Source organism: Novosphingobium flavum, assembly GCF_014230315.1.
GTDB lineage: Bacteria > Pseudomonadota > Alphaproteobacteria > Sphingomonadales > Sphingomonadaceae > Novosphingobium > Novosphingobium flavum.
The window spans coordinates 12850-33769 of sequence record NZ_JACLAW010000006.1 but is presented as its reverse complement, the minus strand read 5'-3'; the positions used below and the strand labels follow the sequence as shown (position 1 = coordinate 33769).

The 20920-nt window shown below is 64.2% G+C and carries 31 protein-coding genes; 2 read left to right on the top strand and 29 right to left on the bottom strand.

The window, feature by feature from the left end; genetic code table 11:
• Positions 1-50 precede the first annotated feature (50 nt).
• The 28 genes from secY to H7F51_RS08490 all read right to left on the bottom strand — a co-directional run bounded on the left by secY (position 51) and on the right by H7F51_RS08490 (position 17894).
• On the bottom strand, positions 51-1418 hold the full coding sequence (gene secY / locus H7F51_RS08625; protein WP_185663860.1) for a preprotein translocase subunit SecY: 1368 nt from the start codon (positions 1416-1418) through the stop codon (positions 51-53).
• Positions 1419-1555: 137 nt separating this feature from the next.
• Complete coding sequence (rplO, locus tag H7F51_RS08620; protein ID WP_185663859.1) at positions 1556-2083, bottom strand: 50S ribosomal protein L15; 528 nt, start codon at positions 2081-2083, stop codon at positions 1556-1558.
• Positions 2084-2133: 50 nt separating this feature from the next.
• Entirely contained in the window at positions 2134-3189 is a 1056-nt protein-coding gene (locus H7F51_RS08615; RefSeq protein WP_185663858.1) for an acyltransferase family protein, read from the bottom strand.
• Between the two features lie 126 nt (positions 3190-3315).
• On the bottom strand, positions 3316-3492 hold the full coding sequence (gene rpmD / locus H7F51_RS08610) for a 50S ribosomal protein L30 (RefSeq protein WP_185663857.1): 177 nt from the start codon (positions 3490-3492) through the stop codon (positions 3316-3318).
• A 6-nt stretch (positions 3493-3498) separates the two neighbouring features.
• Positions 3499-4215, bottom strand: coding sequence for a 30S ribosomal protein S5 (gene rpsE / locus H7F51_RS08605; RefSeq protein WP_185663856.1), 717 nt, complete (start codon positions 4213-4215; stop codon positions 3499-3501).
• A gap of 2 nt (positions 4216-4217) precedes the next feature.
• The gene (gene rplR / locus H7F51_RS08600; RefSeq protein WP_185663855.1) at positions 4218-4568 is read right to left on the bottom strand and encodes a 50S ribosomal protein L18; all 351 of its coding nucleotides are present in this window, start codon (positions 4566-4568) and stop codon (positions 4218-4220) included.
• A complete protein-coding gene (rplF, locus tag H7F51_RS08595; RefSeq protein ID WP_185663854.1) occupies positions 4568-5101 on the bottom strand; it encodes a 50S ribosomal protein L6 in 534 nt (177 codons plus the stop codon). The genes rplR and rplF overlap by 1 nt, the downstream gene beginning before the upstream one ends.
• Entirely contained in the window at positions 5101-5496 is a 396-nt protein-coding gene (rpsH, locus tag H7F51_RS08590; protein ID WP_185663853.1) for a 30S ribosomal protein S8, read from the bottom strand. Before rpsH ends, rplF begins: the two co-directional genes overlap by 1 nt.
• Before the next feature lie 10 nt (positions 5497-5506).
• The gene (gene rpsN, locus H7F51_RS08585) at positions 5507-5812 is read right to left on the bottom strand and encodes a 30S ribosomal protein S14 (protein ID WP_185663852.1); all 306 of its coding nucleotides are present in this window, start codon (positions 5810-5812) and stop codon (positions 5507-5509) included.
• Between the two features lie 22 nt (positions 5813-5834).
• Positions 5835-6413, bottom strand: coding sequence for a 50S ribosomal protein L5 (gene rplE / locus H7F51_RS08580; RefSeq protein ID WP_185663851.1), 579 nt, complete (start codon positions 6411-6413; stop codon positions 5835-5837).
• Positions 6406-6723: a 50S ribosomal protein L24 gene (rplX, locus tag H7F51_RS08575; RefSeq protein ID WP_185663850.1), complete on the bottom strand. Its 318-nt coding sequence runs from the start codon at positions 6721-6723 to the stop codon at positions 6406-6408. The genes rplE and rplX overlap by 8 nt, the downstream gene beginning before the upstream one ends.
• Positions 6723-7091, bottom strand: a complete 369-nt coding sequence (gene rplN, locus H7F51_RS08570; RefSeq protein WP_185663849.1) for a 50S ribosomal protein L14 — start codon at positions 7089-7091, stop codon at positions 6723-6725. Before rplN ends, rplX begins: the two co-directional genes overlap by 1 nt.
• 68 nt (positions 7092-7159) lie before the next feature.
• Positions 7160-7429 (bottom strand): 30S ribosomal protein S17, encoded by a 270-nt coding sequence (rpsQ, locus tag H7F51_RS08565; RefSeq protein WP_185663848.1) that lies wholly within the window; start codon positions 7427-7429, stop codon positions 7160-7162.
• 10 nt (positions 7430-7439) lie between these two features.
• Entirely contained in the window at positions 7440-7643 is a 204-nt protein-coding gene (gene rpmC / locus H7F51_RS08560) for a 50S ribosomal protein L29 (protein ID WP_185663847.1), read from the bottom strand.
• On the bottom strand, positions 7643-8077 hold the full coding sequence (gene rplP, locus H7F51_RS08555) for a 50S ribosomal protein L16 (RefSeq protein WP_185663846.1): 435 nt from the start codon (positions 8075-8077) through the stop codon (positions 7643-7645). Before rplP ends, rpmC begins: the two co-directional genes overlap by 1 nt.
• A 3-nt stretch (positions 8078-8080) precedes the next feature.
• Complete coding sequence (gene rpsC, locus H7F51_RS08550; RefSeq protein ID WP_185663845.1) at positions 8081-8791, bottom strand: 30S ribosomal protein S3; 711 nt, start codon at positions 8789-8791, stop codon at positions 8081-8083.
• Positions 8792-8794: 3 nt separating this feature from the next.
• On the bottom strand, positions 8795-9184 hold the full coding sequence (gene rplV / locus H7F51_RS08545; RefSeq protein WP_185663844.1) for a 50S ribosomal protein L22: 390 nt from the start codon (positions 9182-9184) through the stop codon (positions 8795-8797).
• Positions 9184-9462 (bottom strand): 30S ribosomal protein S19, encoded by a 279-nt coding sequence (gene rpsS, locus H7F51_RS08540; RefSeq protein WP_185663843.1) that lies wholly within the window; start codon positions 9460-9462, stop codon positions 9184-9186. Before rpsS ends, rplV begins: the two co-directional genes overlap by 1 nt.
• Positions 9463-9468: 6 nt before the next feature.
• On the bottom strand, positions 9469-10305 hold the full coding sequence (rplB, locus tag H7F51_RS08535) for a 50S ribosomal protein L2 (RefSeq protein WP_185663842.1): 837 nt from the start codon (positions 10303-10305) through the stop codon (positions 9469-9471).
• Between the two features lie 10 nt (positions 10306-10315).
• Entirely contained in the window at positions 10316-10621 is a 306-nt protein-coding gene (locus H7F51_RS08530; protein ID WP_185663841.1) for a 50S ribosomal protein L23, read from the bottom strand.
• Positions 10614-11237 (bottom strand): 50S ribosomal protein L4, encoded by a 624-nt coding sequence (rplD, locus tag H7F51_RS08525; RefSeq protein ID WP_185663840.1) that lies wholly within the window; start codon positions 11235-11237, stop codon positions 10614-10616. The genes H7F51_RS08530 and rplD overlap by 8 nt, the downstream gene beginning before the upstream one ends.
• Positions 11238-11240: 3 nt before the next feature.
• Entirely contained in the window at positions 11241-11996 is a 756-nt protein-coding gene (gene rplC, locus H7F51_RS08520; RefSeq protein ID WP_185663839.1) for a 50S ribosomal protein L3, read from the bottom strand.
• A gap of 313 nt (positions 11997-12309) precedes the next feature.
• Positions 12310-12621 (bottom strand): 30S ribosomal protein S10, encoded by a 312-nt coding sequence (gene rpsJ / locus H7F51_RS08515; RefSeq protein ID WP_185663838.1) that lies wholly within the window; start codon positions 12619-12621, stop codon positions 12310-12312.
• A gap of 484 nt (positions 12622-13105) precedes the next feature.
• A complete protein-coding gene (gene tuf, locus H7F51_RS08510) occupies positions 13106-14296 on the bottom strand; it encodes an elongation factor Tu (RefSeq protein ID WP_185663837.1) in 1191 nt (396 codons plus the stop codon).
• Between the two features lie 92 nt (positions 14297-14388).
• Positions 14389-16461: an elongation factor G gene (gene fusA / locus H7F51_RS08505; RefSeq protein WP_185663836.1), complete on the bottom strand. Its 2073-nt coding sequence runs from the start codon at positions 16459-16461 to the stop codon at positions 14389-14391.
• A gap of 129 nt (positions 16462-16590) precedes the next feature.
• A complete protein-coding gene (gene rpsG, locus H7F51_RS08500; RefSeq protein ID WP_185663835.1) occupies positions 16591-17061 on the bottom strand; it encodes a 30S ribosomal protein S7 in 471 nt (156 codons plus the stop codon).
• A 75-nt stretch (positions 17062-17136) separates the two neighbouring features.
• Positions 17137-17508: a 30S ribosomal protein S12 gene (rpsL, locus tag H7F51_RS08495; RefSeq protein ID WP_124809405.1), complete on the bottom strand. Its 372-nt coding sequence runs from the start codon at positions 17506-17508 to the stop codon at positions 17137-17139.
• A gap of 230 nt (positions 17509-17738) precedes the next feature.
• Positions 17739-17894 (bottom strand): hypothetical protein, encoded by a 156-nt coding sequence (locus tag H7F51_RS08490; RefSeq protein WP_185663834.1) that lies wholly within the window; start codon positions 17892-17894, stop codon positions 17739-17741.
• A 144-nt stretch (positions 17895-18038) separates the two neighbouring features.
• Between H7F51_RS08490 and H7F51_RS08485 the strand changes: the two genes are divergently transcribed.
• Positions 18039-18713, top strand: a complete 675-nt coding sequence (locus H7F51_RS08485; protein WP_185663833.1) for a hypothetical protein — start codon at positions 18039-18041, stop codon at positions 18711-18713.
• 254 nt (positions 18714-18967) lie between these two features.
• Here the strand turns inward: H7F51_RS08485 and H7F51_RS08480 are convergent, their stop codons facing one another.
• Entirely contained in the window at positions 18968-19414 is a 447-nt protein-coding gene (locus tag H7F51_RS08480) for a hypothetical protein (RefSeq protein WP_185663832.1), read from the bottom strand.
• A 223-nt stretch (positions 19415-19637) separates the two neighbouring features.
• Between H7F51_RS08480 and H7F51_RS08475 the strand changes: the two genes are divergently transcribed.
• Positions 19638-20681: a substrate-binding domain-containing protein gene (locus tag H7F51_RS08475; protein WP_185663831.1), complete on the top strand. Its 1044-nt coding sequence runs from the start codon at positions 19638-19640 to the stop codon at positions 20679-20681.
• The last annotated feature ends 239 nt before the right edge of the window (positions 20682-20920 follow it).

Here is a 20920-nt window from a genome sequence, read left to right as displayed (position 1 = left end):
TGCCGCGCCCGCGCCCCGCGGGCAAGTGCGACTTAGGTCCGACAACCGCCTTAACGAAGGCGCCCCTTCAGCTTCGCCTTCTTGATCAGGTCGCCATACTGGTGCGCCAGCAGGTGCGACTGGATCTGGGTGATCGTGTCGACGGTGACGTTGACCACGATCAGCAGCGAGGTACCGCCCGCGAAGAAGAGGTGAATGCCCGTCTGTGCGATAACCCATTCGGGGATCACGCAGACGATGGTGATATAAGCCGCGCCGAGCACCGTGACCCGGGTCAGCACGTAATCGAGATAGGTCGCGGTGTTCTTGCCCGGACGGATGCCGGGGATGAAGCCGCCGTTCTTCTTGAGGTTGTCCGCCGTCTCTTCAGGGTTGAACACGACCGCAGTATAGAAGAACGAGAAGAAGATGATGCCCAGCGCATAGAGCACCATGTAGAGCGGCTTGCCGTGCGCCAGGTACTGGTTGAGCGAGATCACGAAGTTGCCGAGCGTGGTATCGGGCGAGACCGAATTTCCGGCAAACTGGGTGATCGTCAGCGGCAGCAGCAGCAGCGAGCTGGCGAAGATCGGCGGGATCACGCCGGCCGTGTTGAGCTTGAGCGGCAGGTGGCTGCGATCGGCCTGCATCATCCCGCGCTGGGTGGCGCGCTTGGGATACTGGATCAGCAGGCGCCGCGTGGCGCGCTCGCAGAAGCAGATGCCGAGGATCAGGGCGACCAGCAGGACCACGAGGCCAACGATGGTGAAGGCGCTGATCGAGCCCGACCGACCGCCCTCGAACAGGTTGGCGATGAAGGTCGGCATCTGGGCGACGATACCGGCCATGATGATGAGCGAGGTGCCGTTTCCGATCCCGCGCGAGGTGATCTGCTCACCCAGCCAGAGCAGGAACATGGTCCCACCGATCAGGGAGATGACCGCGCCGACGCGGAACAGCATTCCCGGGGCGACGACCGCCTGCAGACCGCTCGAAGCGCCGTAGGCCTCAAGCCCCGAGGCGACGAACCAGCCCTGCACCGCCGTCAGCAGCACGGCGCCGTAACGGGTGTACTGGTTGAGCTTCTTGCGACCGCTCTCGCCTTCCTTCTTCATCGCAGCGAGCGAGGGATGCAGCGAGGCGGCCAACTGGACCACGATCGAGGCCGTGATGTAGGGCATCACGCCGAGCGCGATCAGGCTCATGCGCTGCAGACCGCCACCCGAGAAGGTGTTGAACAGGTCGAGGATGCCGCCCTGGGTCTTGCTGTACAGCGTCTCCAGGATCAGCGGGTTCACGCCCGGCAGCGGCACGAAGCTGAGGAACCGGAAAACGATCAGCGCGCCGATCGTGAACCAGATCCGGCTCTTGAGCTCGGTGGCCTTGGAAAAGTTGGCGAGGCTGAGATTGCTCGCAATATTGTCGGCGCGTGATGCCATGGGACCGTTGTGCCTCGTGGGTGCCGGAGGGGACCGCTGCGGCCCATATAGGGCACGGTTCAGCAATGTCGAACCCGCCGCAGCGGATTCATCCCCGGCCCGCGCGATAGAGCGCCGGCCGGGGAGAATGGTCCGGATTACTTCGCGGCGCGCGCAGCCTTGTTGGCGTCGCGGCGGGCAGTCTTCTTTTCGTGCTCGCTCGGGCCGGCTTCCGGCACGGTCACGCTGCCGCCAGCCTTTTCGACCGCCTCGCGCGCACCCTTGCTGACGCCTTCGACCGCGAAGCTGGCCTTGGCCGAGAATTCACCCTTGCCGAGCAGGCGCACACCGTCCTTGCCGCCGCGAGCGAGGCCAGCGGCCTTCAGCGCCGTGTGGTCGATCGTCGCCGAGGCGTCGATCTTGCCGGCGTCGATCGCCTTCTGGATCAGGCCGAGGTTCACTTCGGCATAGTCCTTGGCGAAGATGTTGTTGAAGCCGCGCTTCGGGATACGCATGTGGAGCGGCATCTGGCCGCCCTCGAAGCCGTTGACCGAGACGCCCGAGCGCGCCTTGGCACCCTTCTGGCCGCGGCCGGCGGTCTTGCCCTTGCCGGAGCCGATGCCACGGCCGACACGCATACGGCCCTTGCGGGCGCCGTTGTTGTCGCGGATGTCATTCAGTTTCATGTCAGTGCACTCGCTTTCGCTTTGGTCGCGCTTGATGGAAGTGGCGGCCCTTAGGCGAAGACGGGGGCGCTGTCATCCCCTTTTGTCACCGCTACGCGGGCGGCATTCCGGCGGCTATCGACCCAGCGCGCGCGTCGCCGGTTGAGCGGCCGGTCATAGTAGCGGTGGATGGCCCAGCACAGCAAACTGGTAGCAAGACCGATGGCCACAAGGCCCGCGCTCCACGCCGCGCCCTCGGGCCAGGCAATGCCGCGCAGCAACAGTATGCCCGGCCAGTGCAGCATGTAGACGACGTAGGACTGGTCTGCCCATATTTGGTCCCGCGGCCCGCCCCTTCGGCCGACCGAGACGAGGGCCTGCGGCAGGACCAGCACGGCCAGCAGGATATTGAGTTGTGGCCACCACCCGCCCTCCTCCGAACCGAGCAGTAGCGTACGCCAGGGAGAGAGGCAGACTGCCGCGACGATCAGGACTGCGAGAGCCTGCAAGCCTTCGGCAAGGCGCGGCGACACCGTCCACTGGTGCCGCGCGGCGACCATTCCGATAACGAAGGGGACGAGGAAGCTGGTCAGGACCAGTTCGGGATAGACGGCAATGCCAAGGGTATAGACGACGAACGCCGCGAACAGCGCCGCGATCGCGCTGGTGCGCTGAACCAGCGGCACCAGTAGCGGCGCGACGAGATAGAACTGCATCTCGATGTCGAGCGACCAGGCGGGCCCGACCGGCCGGACCGGCATCTGGGCATAGCCCAGCACGAACAGCGTCGAGAACGCTTGCCTCAGCGGCATGGCCGCAACAGCCGACAGGCCGCCATGATCGACCAGCGCCATCACGGCAACGCACAGAACCGCCGCGATGACCATGATCGGGGCGACGCGCCACCACCGGCTGATCGCGAAGGTCAGGCACGGCTGGACGGTGTTGCAATAGCGGCGGCTCCAGACCTGATGCACCCAATAGCCAGACAGGGCGAAGAACACGAGCACCGGGGCCTTGCCGACCTCGATCCGGGTGACGTGGTGGAACACCACGACCAGCGCCAGCCACAGCCTCAACGCGCCGGGACTCGACGGCAGGATCAGGCGGCGCAAGTGTTCGAACATGCCACCACTCTAGGGAACTATGCTTAAGAATTGGTGCGCTGCGACGCGATCTTGCCGGAGGCCGGAAACGAAAAAGCCCCAGCCTTGCGGCCGGGGCTTGATCTCATTGCTCTGGCAACGCCTCGGTCAGTCGACCACGGCCACCATGTGCGGCAGCTTGGCGATGGCGCCACGCACTTCCGCGGTGTCCTCCAACTCGACCACGCGGTGCATCTTGCCGAGCCCCAGGCCGACCAGAATCTTCTTCTGGCTTTCAGGGCGACGGATCGGCGAACCGATCTGCTTGATCTTGATCTTGGCCATCTCAGATTACTCCGTGATCGCTTCGGCCGCGGCTTCCGCCTCGGCAACCGTGCCACCGGCGCGGCCGAGCAGGTCGGCGACCTTCTTGCCGCGACGCTGGGCGACCGACTTCGGCGAAGTCTGGTCGGTCAGGGCGTCGAAGGTGGCGCGGATCATGTTGTAGGGGTTCGAGGTGCCGACCGACTTGGTCACCACGTCGTGGACGCCCAGGCTCTCGAAGACGGCGCGCATCGGGCCGCCGGCGATGATGCCGGTACCGGCCGGAGCCGAACGCACGTTGACCTTGCCAGCGCCGAAGTGGCCCTTGCCGTCATGGTGCAGCGTGCGGCCTTCCTTGAGCGGAACGCGGATCATCTTCTTCTTGGCCGAAGCGGTCGCCTTGGTGATGGCTTCCGGCACTTCGCGGGCCTTGCCGTGGCCGAAGCCCACACGGCCCTTGCCGTCGCCGACCACGACCAGCGCGGCAAAGCCGAAGCGCTTGCCGCCCTTCACGGTCTTGGAGACGCGGTTGATGTGGACGAGCTTCTCGATCAGCTCTTCGCCACCTTCCTCGTCGTTGTTGCCACGGCCACGACGGTCGTCACGGCGGCCACGGCCACCACGCTCACCACCGCGGTCGTTGCCGCCACGGCCACGGCCACGGCCGCGACCTTCGCGCTGCTCGCCGCCTTCGGCACCGGTCGCCTCGACGGCGACGCCTTCAATGTTGGTTTCGTCTGCCATCGTCAGAACTCCAGCCCGCCTTCACGCGCGGCATCGGCCAGCGCCTTGACGCGGCCATGGAACAGGAAGCCGCCGCGATCGAACACGACAGCGGTCACGCCCTTGGCCTTGGCGGCCTCGGCCAGCGTCTTGCCGACCAGGGCAGCCGCGTCGCAGGTCGCGCCGGGGCCCTTCGAGCCCTTGGTCAGCGTCGAGGCCGAGGCAATGGTCTTGCCTTCGGCATCGTCGATGATCTGCGCGTAGATGTGACGGCCCGAGCGGTGCACCGAAAGCCGCGGACGGCCACCAGCGCGCGCCTTGAGCGCGGTGCGAACCCGCCGACGACGGCGGTCGAAGAGAGAGAGCTTCGCCATTACTTCTTCTTCCCTTCCTTGCGGAAGATGTACTCGCCGCGGTACTTGATGCCCTTGCCCTTGTAGGGTTCGGGCTTGCGCCAGCGACGGATTTCGGCGGCAACCTGGCCAACCTTCTGCTTGTCGATCCCGCTGATCTCGACCGTGGTGTTATCCGGGGTCTTGATCTCGATGCCTTCCGGCACCGCGTAATCCACGTCGTGGCTGTAGCCGAGCTGCAGCTTCAGGTTCTTGCCCTGCGCGTTGGCACGATAGCCGACGCCGGTGATTTCAAGAACCTTAGTGTAGCCCTGCGTCACGCCGGTGACGAGGTTGTCGACCAGGGTGCGCTGCATGCCCCAGAAAGCGCGGGCCTGCTTGGTGTCGTTGGCCGGCTTCACCAGGATGGCATCGCCATCCACGGTGTAGCTGATCTCGTCACGCAGGTTGAGGGTCAGGGTGCCCTTGGGGCCCTTCACCGTCAGGACGCCGTCCGCGATTGCGGCGCTGACGCCGCTCGGGATGGAGACCGGCTTCTTACCGATGCGGCTCATCAGAACACCTCCGCAAGCACTTCGCCGCCGACGTTCTGGGCGCGGGCTTCGGCATCCGAAAGCACGCCGCGGGGCGTCGAGACGATGGTGATGCCAAGACCGTTGCGCACAACCGGGAGTTCCTTGGAACCCGAGTAGACGCGGCGGCCCGGCTTGGAGACGCGGGCGACGTGCTTGATCGCAGGCTCGCCCTCGAAATACTTCAGCTCGATGCGCAGCTGCGGATGAGCGCCGGTGGCGTCCTCCGAATAGCCACGGATGTAGCCTTCACGCTGCAGCACTTCGAGTACGCGGGCGCGCAGCTTCGAAGCCGGCGAGAGGACGGAGTCCTTCTTCGCCTGCTGGCCGTTGCGGATGCGGGTGAGCATATCACCCAGGGGATCGGTCAGTGCCATCGCTTGATCCTTACCAGCTCGACTTGGTCACGCCCGGGATCATGCCCTTGTTGGCAAGATCACGGAGCTCGACGCGGCAAAGGCCGAACTTGCGATAGTAGCCGCGCGGGCGGCCGGTGGTGTTGCAGCGGTTACGCACGCGGGTGGGGTTCGCGTTGCGCGGCAGCTCCGCCAGCTTGAGGCGGGCGATAAGGCGCTCGGTTTCGTCGAGCGACTCGTCGTCGGCCTGGGCCTTGAGAGCGGCATACTTCGCCGCGAACTTCTGAACGAGCGCCTTGCGCTTCTCGTTCTTGTTGATCGAACTCAGTTTCGCCATGGACTTAAGCTCTCTTCCTAGTTCAGGCAGCCAGCGAGGCTTCGGCTTCAGCCGGGAAAGGGAAACCGAAGAGGCGCAGCAGCTCGCGCGCTTCCTCGTCGGTCTTGGCGGTGGTGGTGACGATGATGTCCATCCCACGCACCTTCTCGATCTGGTCGTAGCTGATCTCCGGGAAGATGATCTGCTCCTTCAGACCCATCGCGTAATTGCCGCGACCATCGAACGACTTCGGGTTCAGACCACGGAAGTCGCGGATGCGGGGCATGGCGATGGTGATCAGGCGATCGAGGAACTCGTACATGCGTTCGCGGCGCAGGGTAACCTTGCAGCCGATCGGCATGCCTTCACGCAGCTTGAACTGCGCGATCGACTTCTTCGCCTTGGTGATCACGGGCTTCTGGCCAGCGATCAGTTCCATCTCGGCAGCGGCGGTCTGGACCTTCTTCTTGTCCTGGCTCGCCTCGCCCACGCCCATGTTGAGCGTGATCTTCTCGATCTTCGGGATCTCGAGCGCGTTCTTGTAGCCGAACTTGGCCTGCATCGCGGCAGCGATCTCGGCGTCATACTTCGACTTCATGCGCGGCGTGTAGTTGTCAGCCATCGATGGCCTCCCCGGACTTGACGGCGACACGGACCTTCTTGCCATCGCGTTCCTCGAAACGAACGCGGGTAGGCTTGCCGTCCTTGTCGGCCACGGCAACCTTCGAGATCGCCATCGGCGCCTCGTGGCGATCGATACCGCCCTGGGGGTTGACCTGGGTCGGCTTGCGGTGACGGGCAATCACGTTGACGCCCGAGACGACGACCTTGCCGTCCTTGGGCAGAACCTGAAGGACAGTGCCGGTGCGGCCCTTGTCCTTGCCCGAGCGAACGACGACGCTGTCGCCCTTCTTGATCTTGGCGCTAGACATTACAGCACCTCCGGCGCGAGCGAGATGATCTTCATGAAGCCCTTGGCGCGCAGTTCGCGGACCACGGGGCCGAAGATACGCGTACCAATCGGCTCTTCGTTCTTGCCGATGAGCACGGCGGCGTTACCGTCGAAACGGATCACCGAACCGTCGGGACGACGGACGTCCTTGCGGGTACGGACGATCACGGCGCGGTGCACGTCGCCCTTCTTGACCTTGGCGCGCGGCTGCGCCTCCTTGATCGACACCACGATGATGTCGCCAACGCCAGCGGTACGACGCTTCGACCCGCCCAGCACCTTGATGCACTGGACGCGCTTGGCGCCGCTGTTGTCCGCGACGTCGAGGTTGGATTGCATCTGGATCATTGATCCGGTTCCTTCTTACCTGGCTTTCCGAGAATGTCCCGGGAGTTCCAAATTTTTACCCGACTGGCTCAGATTTCCGCTTCAAGAGCGGCCGTCTTGCCCGCGGTCACCCGCTCGATCACCTTCCAGCTCTTCAGCTTGGAGATCGGCGCGGTTTCCTCGATGCGGACGACTTCGCCGGTCTTGAAGGCGTTGTCCTCGTCATGGGCGTGATACTTCTTCGAACGGCGGATGATCTTCCCGTAGAGCGGGTGCTTCACCTTGCGTTCGACCTTCACGACCACGGTCTTGTCGGTCTTGTCGGAGACGATGGTCCCGATGAGAATACGCTTGGGCATCGTTAGCTCCTTACGCCTTGGCCGACTGAGAACGCTCAGTCTGCAGCGTCTTGATGCGGGCGATGTCACGGCGCACTTCCTTGATGCGCGCCGGACGTTCCAGCTGGTTGGTCGCAGCCTGGAAGCGGAGGTTGAATGCCTCCTTCTTCAGATCGGCGAGGTCAGCGGTCAGCTGATCGTCGGTCTTGGCGCGAAGATCTTCAATCTTGGCCATTATTCGCCTCCGAGGTGCGAGGTGTCGCCGAGGCGGGCGACAACCTTGGTCTTGATCGGCAGCTTCATCGCGGCGCGGCTGAACGCTTCCGCGGCGAGCGGGCCGGCAACGCCGTCGAGCTCGAACAGGATCCGACCCGGCTTGACGCGGGCGGCCCAGTATTCGATCGAACCCTTGCCCTTACCCTGACGGACTTCGGCAGGCTTCTTCGAAACCGGCACGTCCGGGAAGACGCGGATCCAGAGACGACCCTGGCGCTTGATGTGACGCGTGATCGCGCGGCGGGCCGCTTCGATCTGGCGGGCGGTGATGCGCTCGGGCTCCATCGCCTTCAGGCCGTAGGAGCCGAAGTTCAGGTCCGAACCACCCTTGGCCAAGCCATGGATGCGGCCCTTGAAGGCCTTGCGGAACTTGGTCTTTTTCGGTTGCAGCATGGCTTAGTTCCTGCGGTCATCGCGCGCCGGGCGCACGCCGGAGGTCTGGGCCTCCATCATCAGCCGTTCCTGGGCCATCGGATCGTGGCCGAGGATCTCGCCCTTGAAGATCCACACCTTGATGCCGATCACGCCATAGGTGGTCAGAGCCTCGGCTTCAGCGTAGTCGATATGGGCGCGCAGCGTGTGGAGCGGCACGCGGCCTTCACGGTACTGTTCGACCCGCGCGATCTCGGCGCCGCCGAGACGGCCGCCGCAGACGACCTTGATGCCTTCGGCACCCAGGCGCATCGCGGACTGCATCGCGCGCTTCATCGCACGGCGGAACGCCACGCGGCGAATGAGCTGGTCGGCGATGCCCTGGGCGACGAGCTTCGCGTCGACTTCCGGCTTGCGGATCTCGACGATGTTCAGCTTCACGTCGCTGCCGGTCATCTTGGCCAGCTGCGAACGCAGCTTCTCGATGTCGGCGCCCTTCTTGCCGATGATGACGCCCGGACGAGCGGCATAGATCGACACGCGGCACAGCTTGGCAGGACGCTCGATCACCACCTTCGAGATCGCCGCCTGCGGCAGGGTCTCGATGATGAACTTGCGGATTTTCAGATCCTCGGCGAGCAGCTTGCCGTAGCTCTTGCCCTCGGAGTACCAGCGGCTGTCCCAGGTCCGGTTGATCTGGAGGCGCAGGCCGATTGGGTTGGACTTGTGACCCATGGTTTAGGCCTCCCCAGCTTCTTCGGTGGTTTCACGAACGACAATCCGCAGCCGCGAGAACGGCTTGAGGATGCGGGTCGACTTGCCGCGACCACGGGTGTGGAAGCGCTTCATCGTGATCGACTTGCCCACCGAGGCCTCGGCGACGACGAGAGCGTCGACGTCGAGGTTGTGATTGTTTTCGGCATTGGCGATCGCCGAGGCGAGCACCTTGCGGGCATCGACAGCCATCGCCTTCTTCGAGAAGGCGAGGATGTTCAGAGCCTCTTCAGCCGACTTGCCGCGGATCAGACCCGCAACCAGGTTCAGCTTCTGGGCCGAACCACGGATTTGCGTGCCGACCGACAGCGCTTCGTTGTCGCCAACGCGACGAGGGGACTTCTGCTTGCCCATTACCGCTTGCCCTTCTTGTCGGCGGCGTGACCGGGGAAGCTGCGCGTCGGCGCAAATTCACCCAGCTTGTGGCCGACCATGTCCTCGTTGACAGCAACGGGGATGAACTTCTTGCCGTTGTAGACGTTGAACGTCAGGCCAACGAACTGGGGCAGGATCGTCGAACGCCGCGACCAGGTCTTGATCGGGCCAGCGCGCGAACCCGCGTCCTGCGCTACTTCGGCCTTCTTCAGCAGGTGCAGGTCGACGAAGGGGCCCTTCCAGATGGAACGTGCCATGGTCGATTACCTCTTCTTCTTCGCGTGGCGCGAGCGGATGATCATGCCGTCGGTCCGCTTGTTGTGGCGGGTACGGGCCCCCTTGGTCGGCTTGCCCCACGGGGTAACCGGATGACGGCCGCCCGAAGTGCGGCCTTCACCACCACCGTGCGGGTGGTCGACCGGGTTCTTGGCGACGCCGCGGGTCAGCGGACGCTTGCCCAGCCAACGGTTGCGACCGGCCTTCGCCAGGTTCTGGTTCTGGTTGTCGGGGTTCGACACCGCGCCAACCGTACCCATGCAATCGCCGCGCAGGTAGCGCTGCTCGCCCGAGTTCAGGCGAACGATGACCATGCCGCGGTCACGACCAACGACCTGCACGTAGGTGCCGGCCGAACGGGCGATCTGCCCGCCCTTGCCCGGCTTCATCTCCACGTTGTGGACGATGGTGCCGACCGGCATCTGCGACAGCAGCATCGCGTTGCCCGGCTTCACGTCGGTCTTTTCACCGGCGATCACCTGGTCGCCCACGGCCAGGCGCTGCGGTGCCAGGATGTAGGCCAGTTCACCGTCTTCGTACTTGACGAGAGCGATGAACGCGGTGCGGTTGGGGTCGTATTCCAGACGCTCGACGGTGGCCGACATGTCCCACTTGCGACGCTTGAAGTCGACGAAGCGGTACTTCTGCTTGTGGCCGCCGGCGATGCCGCGCGAGGTCACGTGACCCTTGTTGTTGCGGCCGCCGGTCTTGCGCTTACCTTCGGTCAGCGCCTTGACGGGCTTGCCCTTCCACAGGGACGACTTGTCGACCAGGATCAGGCCGCGACGGGCCGGGCTGGTCGGGTTATAGTTCTTGAGTGCCATGGTGCGCGCCTCAGATCCCGCTGGTCACGTCGATCGACTGGCCCGGGGCCAGGGTCACGACGGCCTTCTTGACGTCGGAACGGCGATAGGGCTTGCCCTTCCACCGCTTGGTCTTGCCCTTCTGGGTCAGGGTGTTCACGCCGACGACCTTTACGTCGAACAGCGCTTCGACCGCAGCCTTGATCTCGGGCTTGGTGGCCTTGTCGGCGACCTTGAAGACCACCGCGTTGTGCTCGGAGAGCAGCGTCGACTTCTCGGTGATGTGGGGAGCCACGATCACGTCGTAGTGACGCGTGTCGATTGCGTCCTTAGCCATTGAAACGCGCCTCCAGCTTCTCGACCGCGGCGCGCGTCAGCACCAGCGTATCATGCTTCAGGATGTCGTAGACGTTCGCGCCGACGGCCGGCAGGACGTTGATCCCGACGAGATTGCGCGCGGCCTTGGCGAAGTTGTCGTTCACGCCTTCGCCGTCGATCACGAGAACCTTCTTGCCGAAGCCCGACTTGGCGAGCTGGGCAGCGAGGGTCTTGGTCTTGCCGTCGAGATCGAGGCTGTCGACTACGAACAGACCGCTCTGCGCCTTCGACGACAGGGCCATCTTCAGACCGAGCGCGCGGACCTTCTTGTTCAGCGAGATGTTGAACTCGCGAACGCGCGGACCGTGAGCCTTGCCACCGCCGATGAAGATCGGGGCCTTGCGGTCGCCGTGACGGGCGGTACCGCCACCCTTCTGGCGGCCGAACTTCTTGCCGGTGCGGGCAACGTCCGAACGCTCGCGCGCCTTGCGGGCGATGCCGCGACGGTTCTCGAGCTGCCAGGTAACGACGCGGTGCAGAATGTCAGCGCGGGGCTCGACGCCGAACACGGCATCCGACAGTTCGATGTCGCCCTTGGCGGCCGAACCATCAAGATTGATGAGCTTGACCTTCACGACTTAGCCCTCCTGGCCTTCGGTGGCTTCGACAGCCGCGACTTCCGCCGGGGTGTCGGCAGCAGCCGAATCGTTGCTGTTGGCAGCCTGCTTCAGGCCGGCGGGGTAGGGAGCCTCGGCGTGGCGCGAGACCTTGACGGCGTCGCGGACGAGCAGCCAAGCATTCTTCGACCCCGGGACCGAGCCCTTGACGAAGATCAGGCCACGCTCGTCGTCGGTGCGAACGACTTCGAGGTTCTGCTGGGTACGCTGACGGTCACCCATGTGACCGGCCATCTTCTTGTTCTTGAAGACGCGGCCCGGATCCTGGCGATTACCGGTCGAACCGTGGGCACGGTGAGTGATGGAAACACCATGGGTGGCGCGCATACCGCCGAAACCCCAGCGCTTCATCGCACCGGCGAAACCCTTACCCTGGGTCTGGCCGGTGATGTCGACCAGCTGGCCAGCAACGAAGTGAGAGGCGGCGATGGTCGAGCCGACATCGAGCAGCGCGTCGTCGGCGACGCGGAACTCGGCGACTTCGGCCTTGAGCGAGACTTCAGCCTTGGCGAAGTGCTCACGCTGCGGCTTGGCAACGTTCTTCTGCTTGGCTTCGCCGGCACCCAGCTGCAGCGCGACGTAACCGTCACGGTCGGCAGTGCGAACCGAAACCACCTGGCAGTTCTCCAACGAAAGAACGGTAACCGGCACGTGCCGACCGTCTTCCTGGAAAAGGCGGGTCATCCCCACCTTCTTAGCGATCACGCCTGTGCGCATGATCCGTACTCCTCACAGAGGCCCAAGGGGACCATCCCCAGGGGCGTGATCGGCCCTATGTGTGAAGCGCGCCCCGTCCGGGCCGAAGTGCCACCATTTGCCCGAAGGCTCGCGGCAGCGAGACGGGGGACGCTTTCCCGGCCCTTACGATCCATTGGATCAGGCCGGAGGTATCCCAATGTCCGCGGTGGAGGACCACCGAATCGACCTAAGCCGAAGGATAGCGACTCGCATGACAAGTCGCGAAGCGCCGCCCTTAGCGGGCATTGCGCCGTTGCGCCACCCCTCATTTTCGAGGGGAAGCGCAGCTGGATCAGGCCAGCTTGATTTCGACGTTCACGCCGGCAGCCAGGTCGAGCTTCATCAGCGCATCGACGGTGGCAGCGTTGGGCTGCACGATGTCGAGCAGGCGCTTGTAGGTGCGCACCTCGAACTGCTCACGCGACTTCTTGTCGATGTGGGGGCCGCGGTTGACGCAGAACTTCTCGATCCGGGTCGGAAGCGGGATCGGCCCACGGATCAGGGCGCCGGTGCGGCGGGCGGTGTCGGCGATTTCGCCGGTCGCCTGGTCGAGCACGCGGTGGTCGAAAGCCTTGAGGCGAATGCGAATGTTCTGAGCGTCCATGATCCGTACACCGATGAGAAAGAGCAAAAACGAGTGGCCGGCAAACCCCAGGAAACCTTCAAGCCCGCCGAAACGAAGCGCGCCCCTACACCGGTGGAGGCAATTGATCAAGTCGGGAAACGGGTATTTTCCGGGACGGCAGGCGCAGCGGGCATGAATGCTCGGCGTCAGCGACGATCGTCATAGCCGCGCCCCGCAAGCAACGCGTGCCTGGATTGGCAACTCGAGGAAATCCGCAGCAATCAGAACCACACACGGCAGCCCGGCTCGAACCCATGCCATTGCGCAACACCGAGTCGAAAGAGCGCGCTACAAGCGGAGTGAACGCAGTCCCAAGCTCGGTTTGCGCTGGACCGCGAATCGGTGGGCTTGTCGGCGCCGCCCCCTGCCTTCGCGGGCTAACACAACGAAAAAGCCCGGCCTCCACGACGGGAGACCGGGCCAATTCTGTCCGTCAGGGCCGATAAGCCCCGACTTTCACCAATTACTTGGTGATCTTGGCGACGACGCCCGAACCGACGGTGCGGCCGCCTTCGCGGATAGCGAAGCGGAGACCTTCGTCCATGGCGATCGGCGCGATCAGCTTGACCGACAGGGTCACGTTGTCGCCCGGCATCACCATCTCGGTGCCTTCCGGCAGAATCACTTCGCCGGTCACGTCGGTGGTGCGGAAGTAGAACTGCGGGCGGTAGTTGGCGAAGAACGGCGTGTGACGGCCACCTTCGTCCTTCGACAGCACGTAGACCTCGGCCGAGAACTCGGTGTGCGGCTTGACCGAACCGGGCTTGCAGAGGACCTGGCCGCGCTCAACGTCTTCACGCTTCACGCCGCGCACGAGGGCACCGATGTTGTCGCCGGCTTCGCCCTGGTCGAGCAGCTTGCGGAACATTTCGACGCCGGTGACGGTGGTCTTCTGGGTGTCCTTCAGACCGACGATCTCGACTTCCTCGCCAACCTTGACGATGCCGGTCTCGACGCGGCCGGTCACGACGGTGCCGCGACCCGAGATCGAGAACACGTCTTCGACGGGCATCAGGAACGGCTTGTCGGTCGGACGCGGCGGCTGCGGAATGTACGAGTCGACGGCGGCCATCAGGGCCTGGATCGAGCTCTTGCCGATTTCGTCGTTGCGGCCTTCGAGGGCAGCAAGGGCCGAACCCTTGACGATCGGAATATCGTCGCCCGGGAAGTCGTACGAGGAGAGCAGTTCACGAACTTCGAGTTCGACGAGCTCGAGGATTTCCTCGTCGTCGACCTGGTCGACCTTGTTCATGTACACGACGAGCGCCGGCACGCCGACCTGACGGGCGAGCAGGATGTGCTCGCGGGTCTGCGGCATCGGACCGTCAGCGGCGTTCACGACGAGGATCGCGCCGTCCATCTGGGCGGCACCGGTGATCATGTTCTTCACATAGTCAGCGTGACCCGGGCAGTCGACGTGCGCGTAGTGGCGGTTCTCGGTCTCGTACTCGACGTGCGCGGTCGAGATGGTGATGCCGCGCTCGCGCTCTTCCGGAGCCTTGTCGATGTTCGCGTAGTCGGTGAACGTCGCGCCACCGGTTTCGGCGAGCACCTTGGTGATCGCGGCGGTCAGCGTGGTCTTGCCGTGGTCGACGTGACCGATGGTGCCGATGTTGCAGTGCGGCTTGGTCCGCTCAAACTTAGCCTTAGCCATTGCTCAAACCTTCTTCTCAAAAAATTGCAGATACTGCGGGGAAAGGACGGCACCCGCTGAATCAGGCGCCGCCCCTAATCCGAACCGTGGTCTTATGCAAGCTTCGCCTTAAGTTCGGTCGCGACGTTCGCCGGGACCTCGTCGTAGTGCGAGAACTGCATCGAGTACTGAGCCCGGCCCTGGGTGAACGAGCGCAGCTGATTCACGTAGCCGAACATGTTGGCCAGCGGGACCATGGCCTCGACCACCTGGGCATTGCCCCGGCTGTCGGTACCCTGGATCTGGCCACGGCGGGAGTTGATGTCGCCGATCACGTCACCCATGAACTCTTCCGGCGTCACGACCTCGACCTTCATGATCGGCTCGAGGACCTTGATGCCCGACTTCTGGGCGGCTTCGCGCATGGCGCCGCGAGCACAGATTTCGAAGGCCAGGGCCGACGAGTCGACGTCATGGTAGGCGCCGTCGTAGAGCAGGACTTCGAAGTCGATGATCGGGAAGCCGATCAGCGAGCCGGTCTCGGCGGTTTCGCGGAAGCCCTTCTCGATCGCGGGGATATATTCCTTCGGAATGTTACCGCCCTTGATCTCGTCCTTGAAGACGAAGCCCGAACCACGCTCGCCCGGCGTCACCTTGACCTTCACGCGGCCGAACTGGCCGGTGCCGCCCGACTGCTTCTTGTGGGTGTGGTCGAGGTCGATCGGCTTCGACAGGTATTCGCGGTAGGCCACCTGCGGCGCACCGACGTTGGCCTCGACCTTGAACTCGCGGCGCATGCGGTCGACGAGGATTTCGAGGTGAAGCTCGCCCATGCCCTTGATGATGGTCTGGCCCGATTCGTGATCGGTCGAAACGCGGAACGAGGGGTCCTCGGCCGAAAGACGGTTGAGCGCGAGGCCCATCTTTTCCTGGTCGGCCTTGGTCTTCGGTTCCACCGACAGCTCGATCACCGGCTCGGGGAATTCCATCCGCTCCAGAATGATCGGCTGCTTCTCCGAGCACAGCGTGTCGCCGGTGGTGGTCTCCTTCAGACCAGCCAAGGCCACAATGTCGCCGGCATAGGCGGTATCGATGTCTTCGCGGTTGTTGGAGTGCATCAGCAGCATGCGGCCGACCTTCTCCTTCTTGTTCTTCACCGAGTTCAGGTAGCTGCCCTTGACGAGCGTACCCGAGTAGATGCGGGTGAAGGTCAGCGAGCCGACGAAGGGGTCGTTCATGATCTTGAACGCGAGCGCCGAGAACGGAGCCTCGTCCGAGGTTGCACGAGTGTCCGGCTCGTCCGTATCCGGGTTGACGCCTTGGACGTCGGCAATGTCGAGCGGCGAAGGCAGGTAGTCGACCACGGCGTCGAGCAGGGCCTGGACGCCCTTGTTCTTGAACGCCGAGCCGCACAGCACCGGCACGAAGGCCTGGCTCAGCGTGCCCTTGCGGATCAGCTTCTTGAGGGTCGCCACGTCGGGCTCATTGCCCTCGAGATAGGCTTCCATCGCGTCGTCGTCCTGCTCGACGGCGAGCTCGACGAGCTGCGAGCGGTAGAGCTCGGCTTCGTCGGCCATGTCGGCGGGGATTTCTTCATAGAAGAATTCGGCGCCGAGCGATTCGTCCTTCCAGATGATCGCGCGCTTCTCGACCAGGTCGACCAGGCCCTTGAAATCGGCTTCCGCGCCGATCGGGAGATAGAGCACGGCCGGCTTGGCGCCGAGGCGGTCGATGATGGTCTGGACGCAGTACTTGAAGTTCGCGCCGGTGCGGTCGAGCTTGTTGATGAAGCACATCCGCGGCACGCCGTACTTGTCGGCCTGGCGCCACACGGTTTCCGACTGCGGCTCAACGCCGGCAACGCCGTCAAACGCGGCGACCGCACCGTCGAGCACGCGCAGCGAGCGTTCGACTTCGATGGTGAAGTCGACGTGGCCGGGGGTGTCGATGATGTTCAGGCGGTGATCGTTCCAGAAACAGGTCGTCGCGGCCGACGTGATCGTGATGCCGCGTTCCTGCTCCTGCTCCATCCAGTCCATGGTCGCGGCGCCGTCGTGGACTTCGCCGATCTTGTAGGACTTGCCGGTGTAGTAGAGGATGCGCTCGGTCGTCGTGGTCTTGCCAGCGTCGATGTGCGCCATGATGCCGAAATTGCGGTAACGCTCAAGCGGATGGCTGCGGGCCATGGGGAGTTCCTTGGGAGACATGGGGGGAGCCGATCAAGGCTCCCGCCCATATGGTTACGACTGTGACCGTTTGAAGACGGGCCAGCGCCAGCCGCGCCGTTTCCGGCACAGCCGCCCCGGCCCTGGCCCTTACCAGCGGTAGTGGCTGAACGCGCGGTTGGCGTCGGCCATGCGGTGGGTGTCTTCACGCTTCTTGACCGCGTTGCCGCGGTTGTTGGCAGCGTCGAGCAGCTCGGCCGAGAGGCGGGCCGACATGGTCGTTTCCGAGCGGTTGCGCGCGGCGGTGATCAGCCAGCGGATGGCGAGAGCCTGAGCGCGCTCCGGACGGACTTCGACCGGGACCTGGTAGGTCGCACCACCGACGCGGCGCGAGCGCACTTCGATCTGCGGCTTCACGTTGTTGAGCGCATCGTGGAAGAGCTGCAGCGGATCGGCCTTGGCGCGGGTCTGCATAGTATCCAGAGCGCCATAGACGATGCTTTCCGCGACGGACTTCTTACCATCGAGCATCAGGTTGTTCATGAACTTCGAGAGGACCTGATCTCCGAACTTCGGATCAGGCAGGATCTCCCGCTTTTCGGGACGACGACGACGAGACATCGCAAATTCCTTATCTTCTGGGCCAGCCAGCTGGCCACCTGGGGGCGCCGGTTTCAGGCGCCAACCCGGTTGACCTTACTTGGGACGCTTGGCGCCGTACTTCGAGCGGGACTGCTTGCGGTCCTTGACGCCCTGCGTATCGAGCACGCCGCGCAGGACGTGGTAGCGCACGCCCGGAAGGTCGCGCACACGGCCGCCGCGGATCAGCACAACCGAGTGCTCCTGCAGGTTGTGGCCTTCGCCCGGAATGTACGAGATGACTTCGCGCTGGTTGGTCAGGCGGATCTTCGCCACCTTGCGAAGCGCCGAGTTCGGCTTCTTCGGCGTGGTGGTGTAGACGCGGGTGCAAACGCCGCGCTTCTGCGGGTTCTGCTCCATCGCAGGGACCTTGCTCTTGGCCTTCTGCGGAACGCGACCCTTGCGGATCAGCTGGTTGATAGTGGGCATGTGAAGACTTCACCTGTGATTGGTGGCAACGCCAGGCCCAAGGTGAAGTGAATGCATCCCGCAGCGCGAGGCACCGGACAGGCCCGGGCCGGAAACGATGCGAGCCGAAAACGCTCCACCCGAGGCCCAAGGCCGCCGGGTTACTTTGACGGCTTGCCCGGGAAACCCGTGCTTGCCGGCAATGTTCAGCTCTTGCCACGAGAGGAGACCCATCGCGGAAGTGGGCGCCCTTATTTGGATTCGGCCGGGGGGTCAAGCGCGATGTGGCCGGCCTGCTGGTAGAACAGGCCAAGGAGATCGCCAATCCGGTCGGCCAGTGCGGACAGATCGGGATGGCCCGCCACGAATGGATGGCGGATCAGTTGAGCCTCCCAGAGTTCAGTCACGAGGAGCGTCCGATCAAGGACTTCCTGGGCAAGAAACGGGTCAGACGTCATAGGCTCCGGATGGGGCGGAAAATGCTCGATGCCAAGCCTCTTTCCTACATGGAACCAAATGGGTTAATTTCACGACCTTGAAAGGAGCAGGCAGTGGGCAAGGTGACCTGCGCTTCGGCGCGGCCGGGGCGGCGGACGAGCGCGGCGGCATTTCGCGGGGAGGCGGCCGAGGAGGGCGATCCCCTGCTGGACTTCGCGCCCTATCTGCACCGCGCGCCGCGCGGCAATTCGATCACCCCGGCGCGGCAGCGGGCCTTCATCGCCGAGCTGGCGGCCTGCGGCATCGTGACCCAGGCGGCGCGGAGCATCGGGGTCAGCCTGGAAGCGCTCTACAAGCTGCGCAACCGGGCCGGGGCGGAGGGCTTCGCGGCGGCGTGGGAGGCGGCGATCGACCGGGGCATGGCCCGGCTGGAAGACTGCGCGCTGGAGCGGGCGCTGGCCGGGGAGGAGCGGCCGGTGGTGCGCGGCGGCAAGGTGGTGACGACCTGGGTGCGCCACGACACGGCGCTATTGATGTTCCTGCTGCGCCAGCGGCGCGCCCGGCGCTATGACCGGGGCGGCGCCCTGCCCCAGCCTGGCGATCCGGTTTACGAGCGGCTGAAGGCGATGTGGCTGGAGGAGGAGCAGGCTTCGGTCGGGGAGGTGCAGGCTTCGCTGGAGGCCAAGCTGGCCGAGTTTCGGGAGCGGGTGACGGGGCGGCTGGAGGCGGAGCGTCTGGAGGCGGGGCGTCTGGATGGCGAGGTCGCTGGCCCGCCCCGCTGCGACTAACCCCGTTTAGGCGCAAGTCTCGCTGCCCCTCCCGCCTGCGGGAGGGGGTTTGGGTGGCGGGCTGCGGCCCGGTGCTCCATGGCCGCCAGTGGCAGGAATGGTCGGGCTTGCTGCCACCCCCGTCATCCCGGACTTGATCCGGGATCCCGCTCTTTCTCACCACCGTCGCTGAAGGCAGCGGGGCCCCGGATCAAGTCCGGGGCGACGCCTATTGAAGTGTCCACGATTGCGAGTGTGAGACTGGAAAGTTGGGGTTAGCTGCCGTTCAAAGTCGCTGTGGGGCTTACTAGCTTGCGTAACGCGTTTAAGAACTGGTCAGGCTTGTTAAGCCGTAGGCGCAGCGTTTTGCGGTCGACGCCATAAGTTACCGCCACATTGTTCCCCAAGATGCTTCTCGTTCGCTGAACTGCGCTGATGCTTTCAATAGGAATGGATCGCTCCAGACCGTATATTTCCGCCAAAAACATGAGATTAAATGGGAATTTTGGAACAACAGAAACACTGGCCGATGTAACCGCGACCATTAGGCAGTTGGAAGCGAAAGGTCCGGACGCCCACCGCTCAGCATATAAAACATCAGGCGGCAGCTTCGGGTAAATGGGCTTCCCTGCGCGGCGACGGTATATGATTGATATCCCGACCACCACAGCGATCCAGCCGAATGCGGCGAAAGGCATCCAAATTGGCGGTGCTTGATCCATATTTACATCTTGTGGACCGCCACTTGGGAGTCAATCTCCCGCCGGTGTGATTTTTCCAACGACAAATATGTTTGCGTGTCCTGACCGCCTGCTTTCGGCTGGAAATCCTGCGCAGCGGGCATTGGTCGTTCGCACCGTGCCGCGAGGGCCATGTCGGTGTCACACGCGTGTCATAATGCGGATGCATTGGCCCGCCATCCAACGGGTGCAGAAAGGCACGATGATGAAGAAGTTCGTGGTGATGAGCAGCGCGGTCGCAGCCTGCGCGCTGGTTTCGGCCTGTGGCGGCGCCGGCAGCGGTTCGCGCGACCAGATCCGCGCGGTGGGCAGCTCGACCGTCTATCCTTTCGCCAAGGCGGTGGCCGACCAGCTCGCCAAGTCGAGCCCGGACATCAAGAGCCCGATCATCGAATCGACCGGCACGGGCGCGGGGATGAAGCTGTTCTGCGCCGGCGTCGGCGCGCAGTATCCCGACATCGAGAATGCCTCGCGCCGGATCAAGAAGTCCGAGTTCGAGGAATGCGCCAAGAACGGCGTCGACAAGATCGCCGAGATCCAGGTCGGCCTTGACGGGATCGCCTTTGCCGAAGCGGCCAGCGGCCCCTCGGCCTTCGCGCTCACCCGCGAGGACATCTACAAGGCGCTCGCCGCCAATCCTTATGGCAAGCCGAACACGGCCAAGCTGTGGTCCGACGTCAACCCCAAGCTGCCCAAGGAACCGATCATGGTCTATGGGCCGCCGTCGACCTCGGGCACGCGCGATGCCATGAAGGAACTGATCATGGCCAAGGGCTGTGACGAGAACGCCGAGATGAAGGCGCTCAAGGACAGCGACGCCGAGAAGCACGACAAGATCTGCACCGAGGTGCGCGGCGACGGCGCCTATGTCGACATGGGTGAGAACGACAACCTGATCGTCCAGAAGCTGGAAGCCAACCCGGCCGCGGTCGGCATCTTCGGCTATTCCTATCTGGAAGAGAACGCCGACAAGCTGCGCGGCCTGACGATCAACGGCGTGGTCCCGACCTACCAGTCGATCTCGGACTTCTCCTACCCCGGCGCGCGCCCGCTCTACATCTACGTCAAGCTGGCTCACGTCGACGCGATCCGCGGCCTGAAGGAATTCGTAGCCGAGTGGACCAAGTCGTGGGGCAAGGACGGGCTGCTGGCCAAGGCCGGGATGGTCGTCTCGCCCGCCGACATCCAGGCCAAGAGCGCCGACATTGCGGCCAAGCTGACCGCGCTGGACCCGGCCGAGCTGAAGTAAACACCCTCGGGCGGCGAGCGGCCACAGGCCGCGCGGCAATCCAGGCCCCGGCGCAAAGCCGCCCTGGATTGCCGCGGGGCTTCGCCCCGCGCAATGACGGGTGTTCGAGATCGGGCCGACAAGGCTTCAGGACCACCGGCTTCGCTGCGGAGCCGGTGGTCTTTTCATTGACGCCCGCCGCGCGCGGCTGGCCGCACAGGCACGAAAAAGGCCGCCGGGGAGCGCTTCCCCGGCGGCCT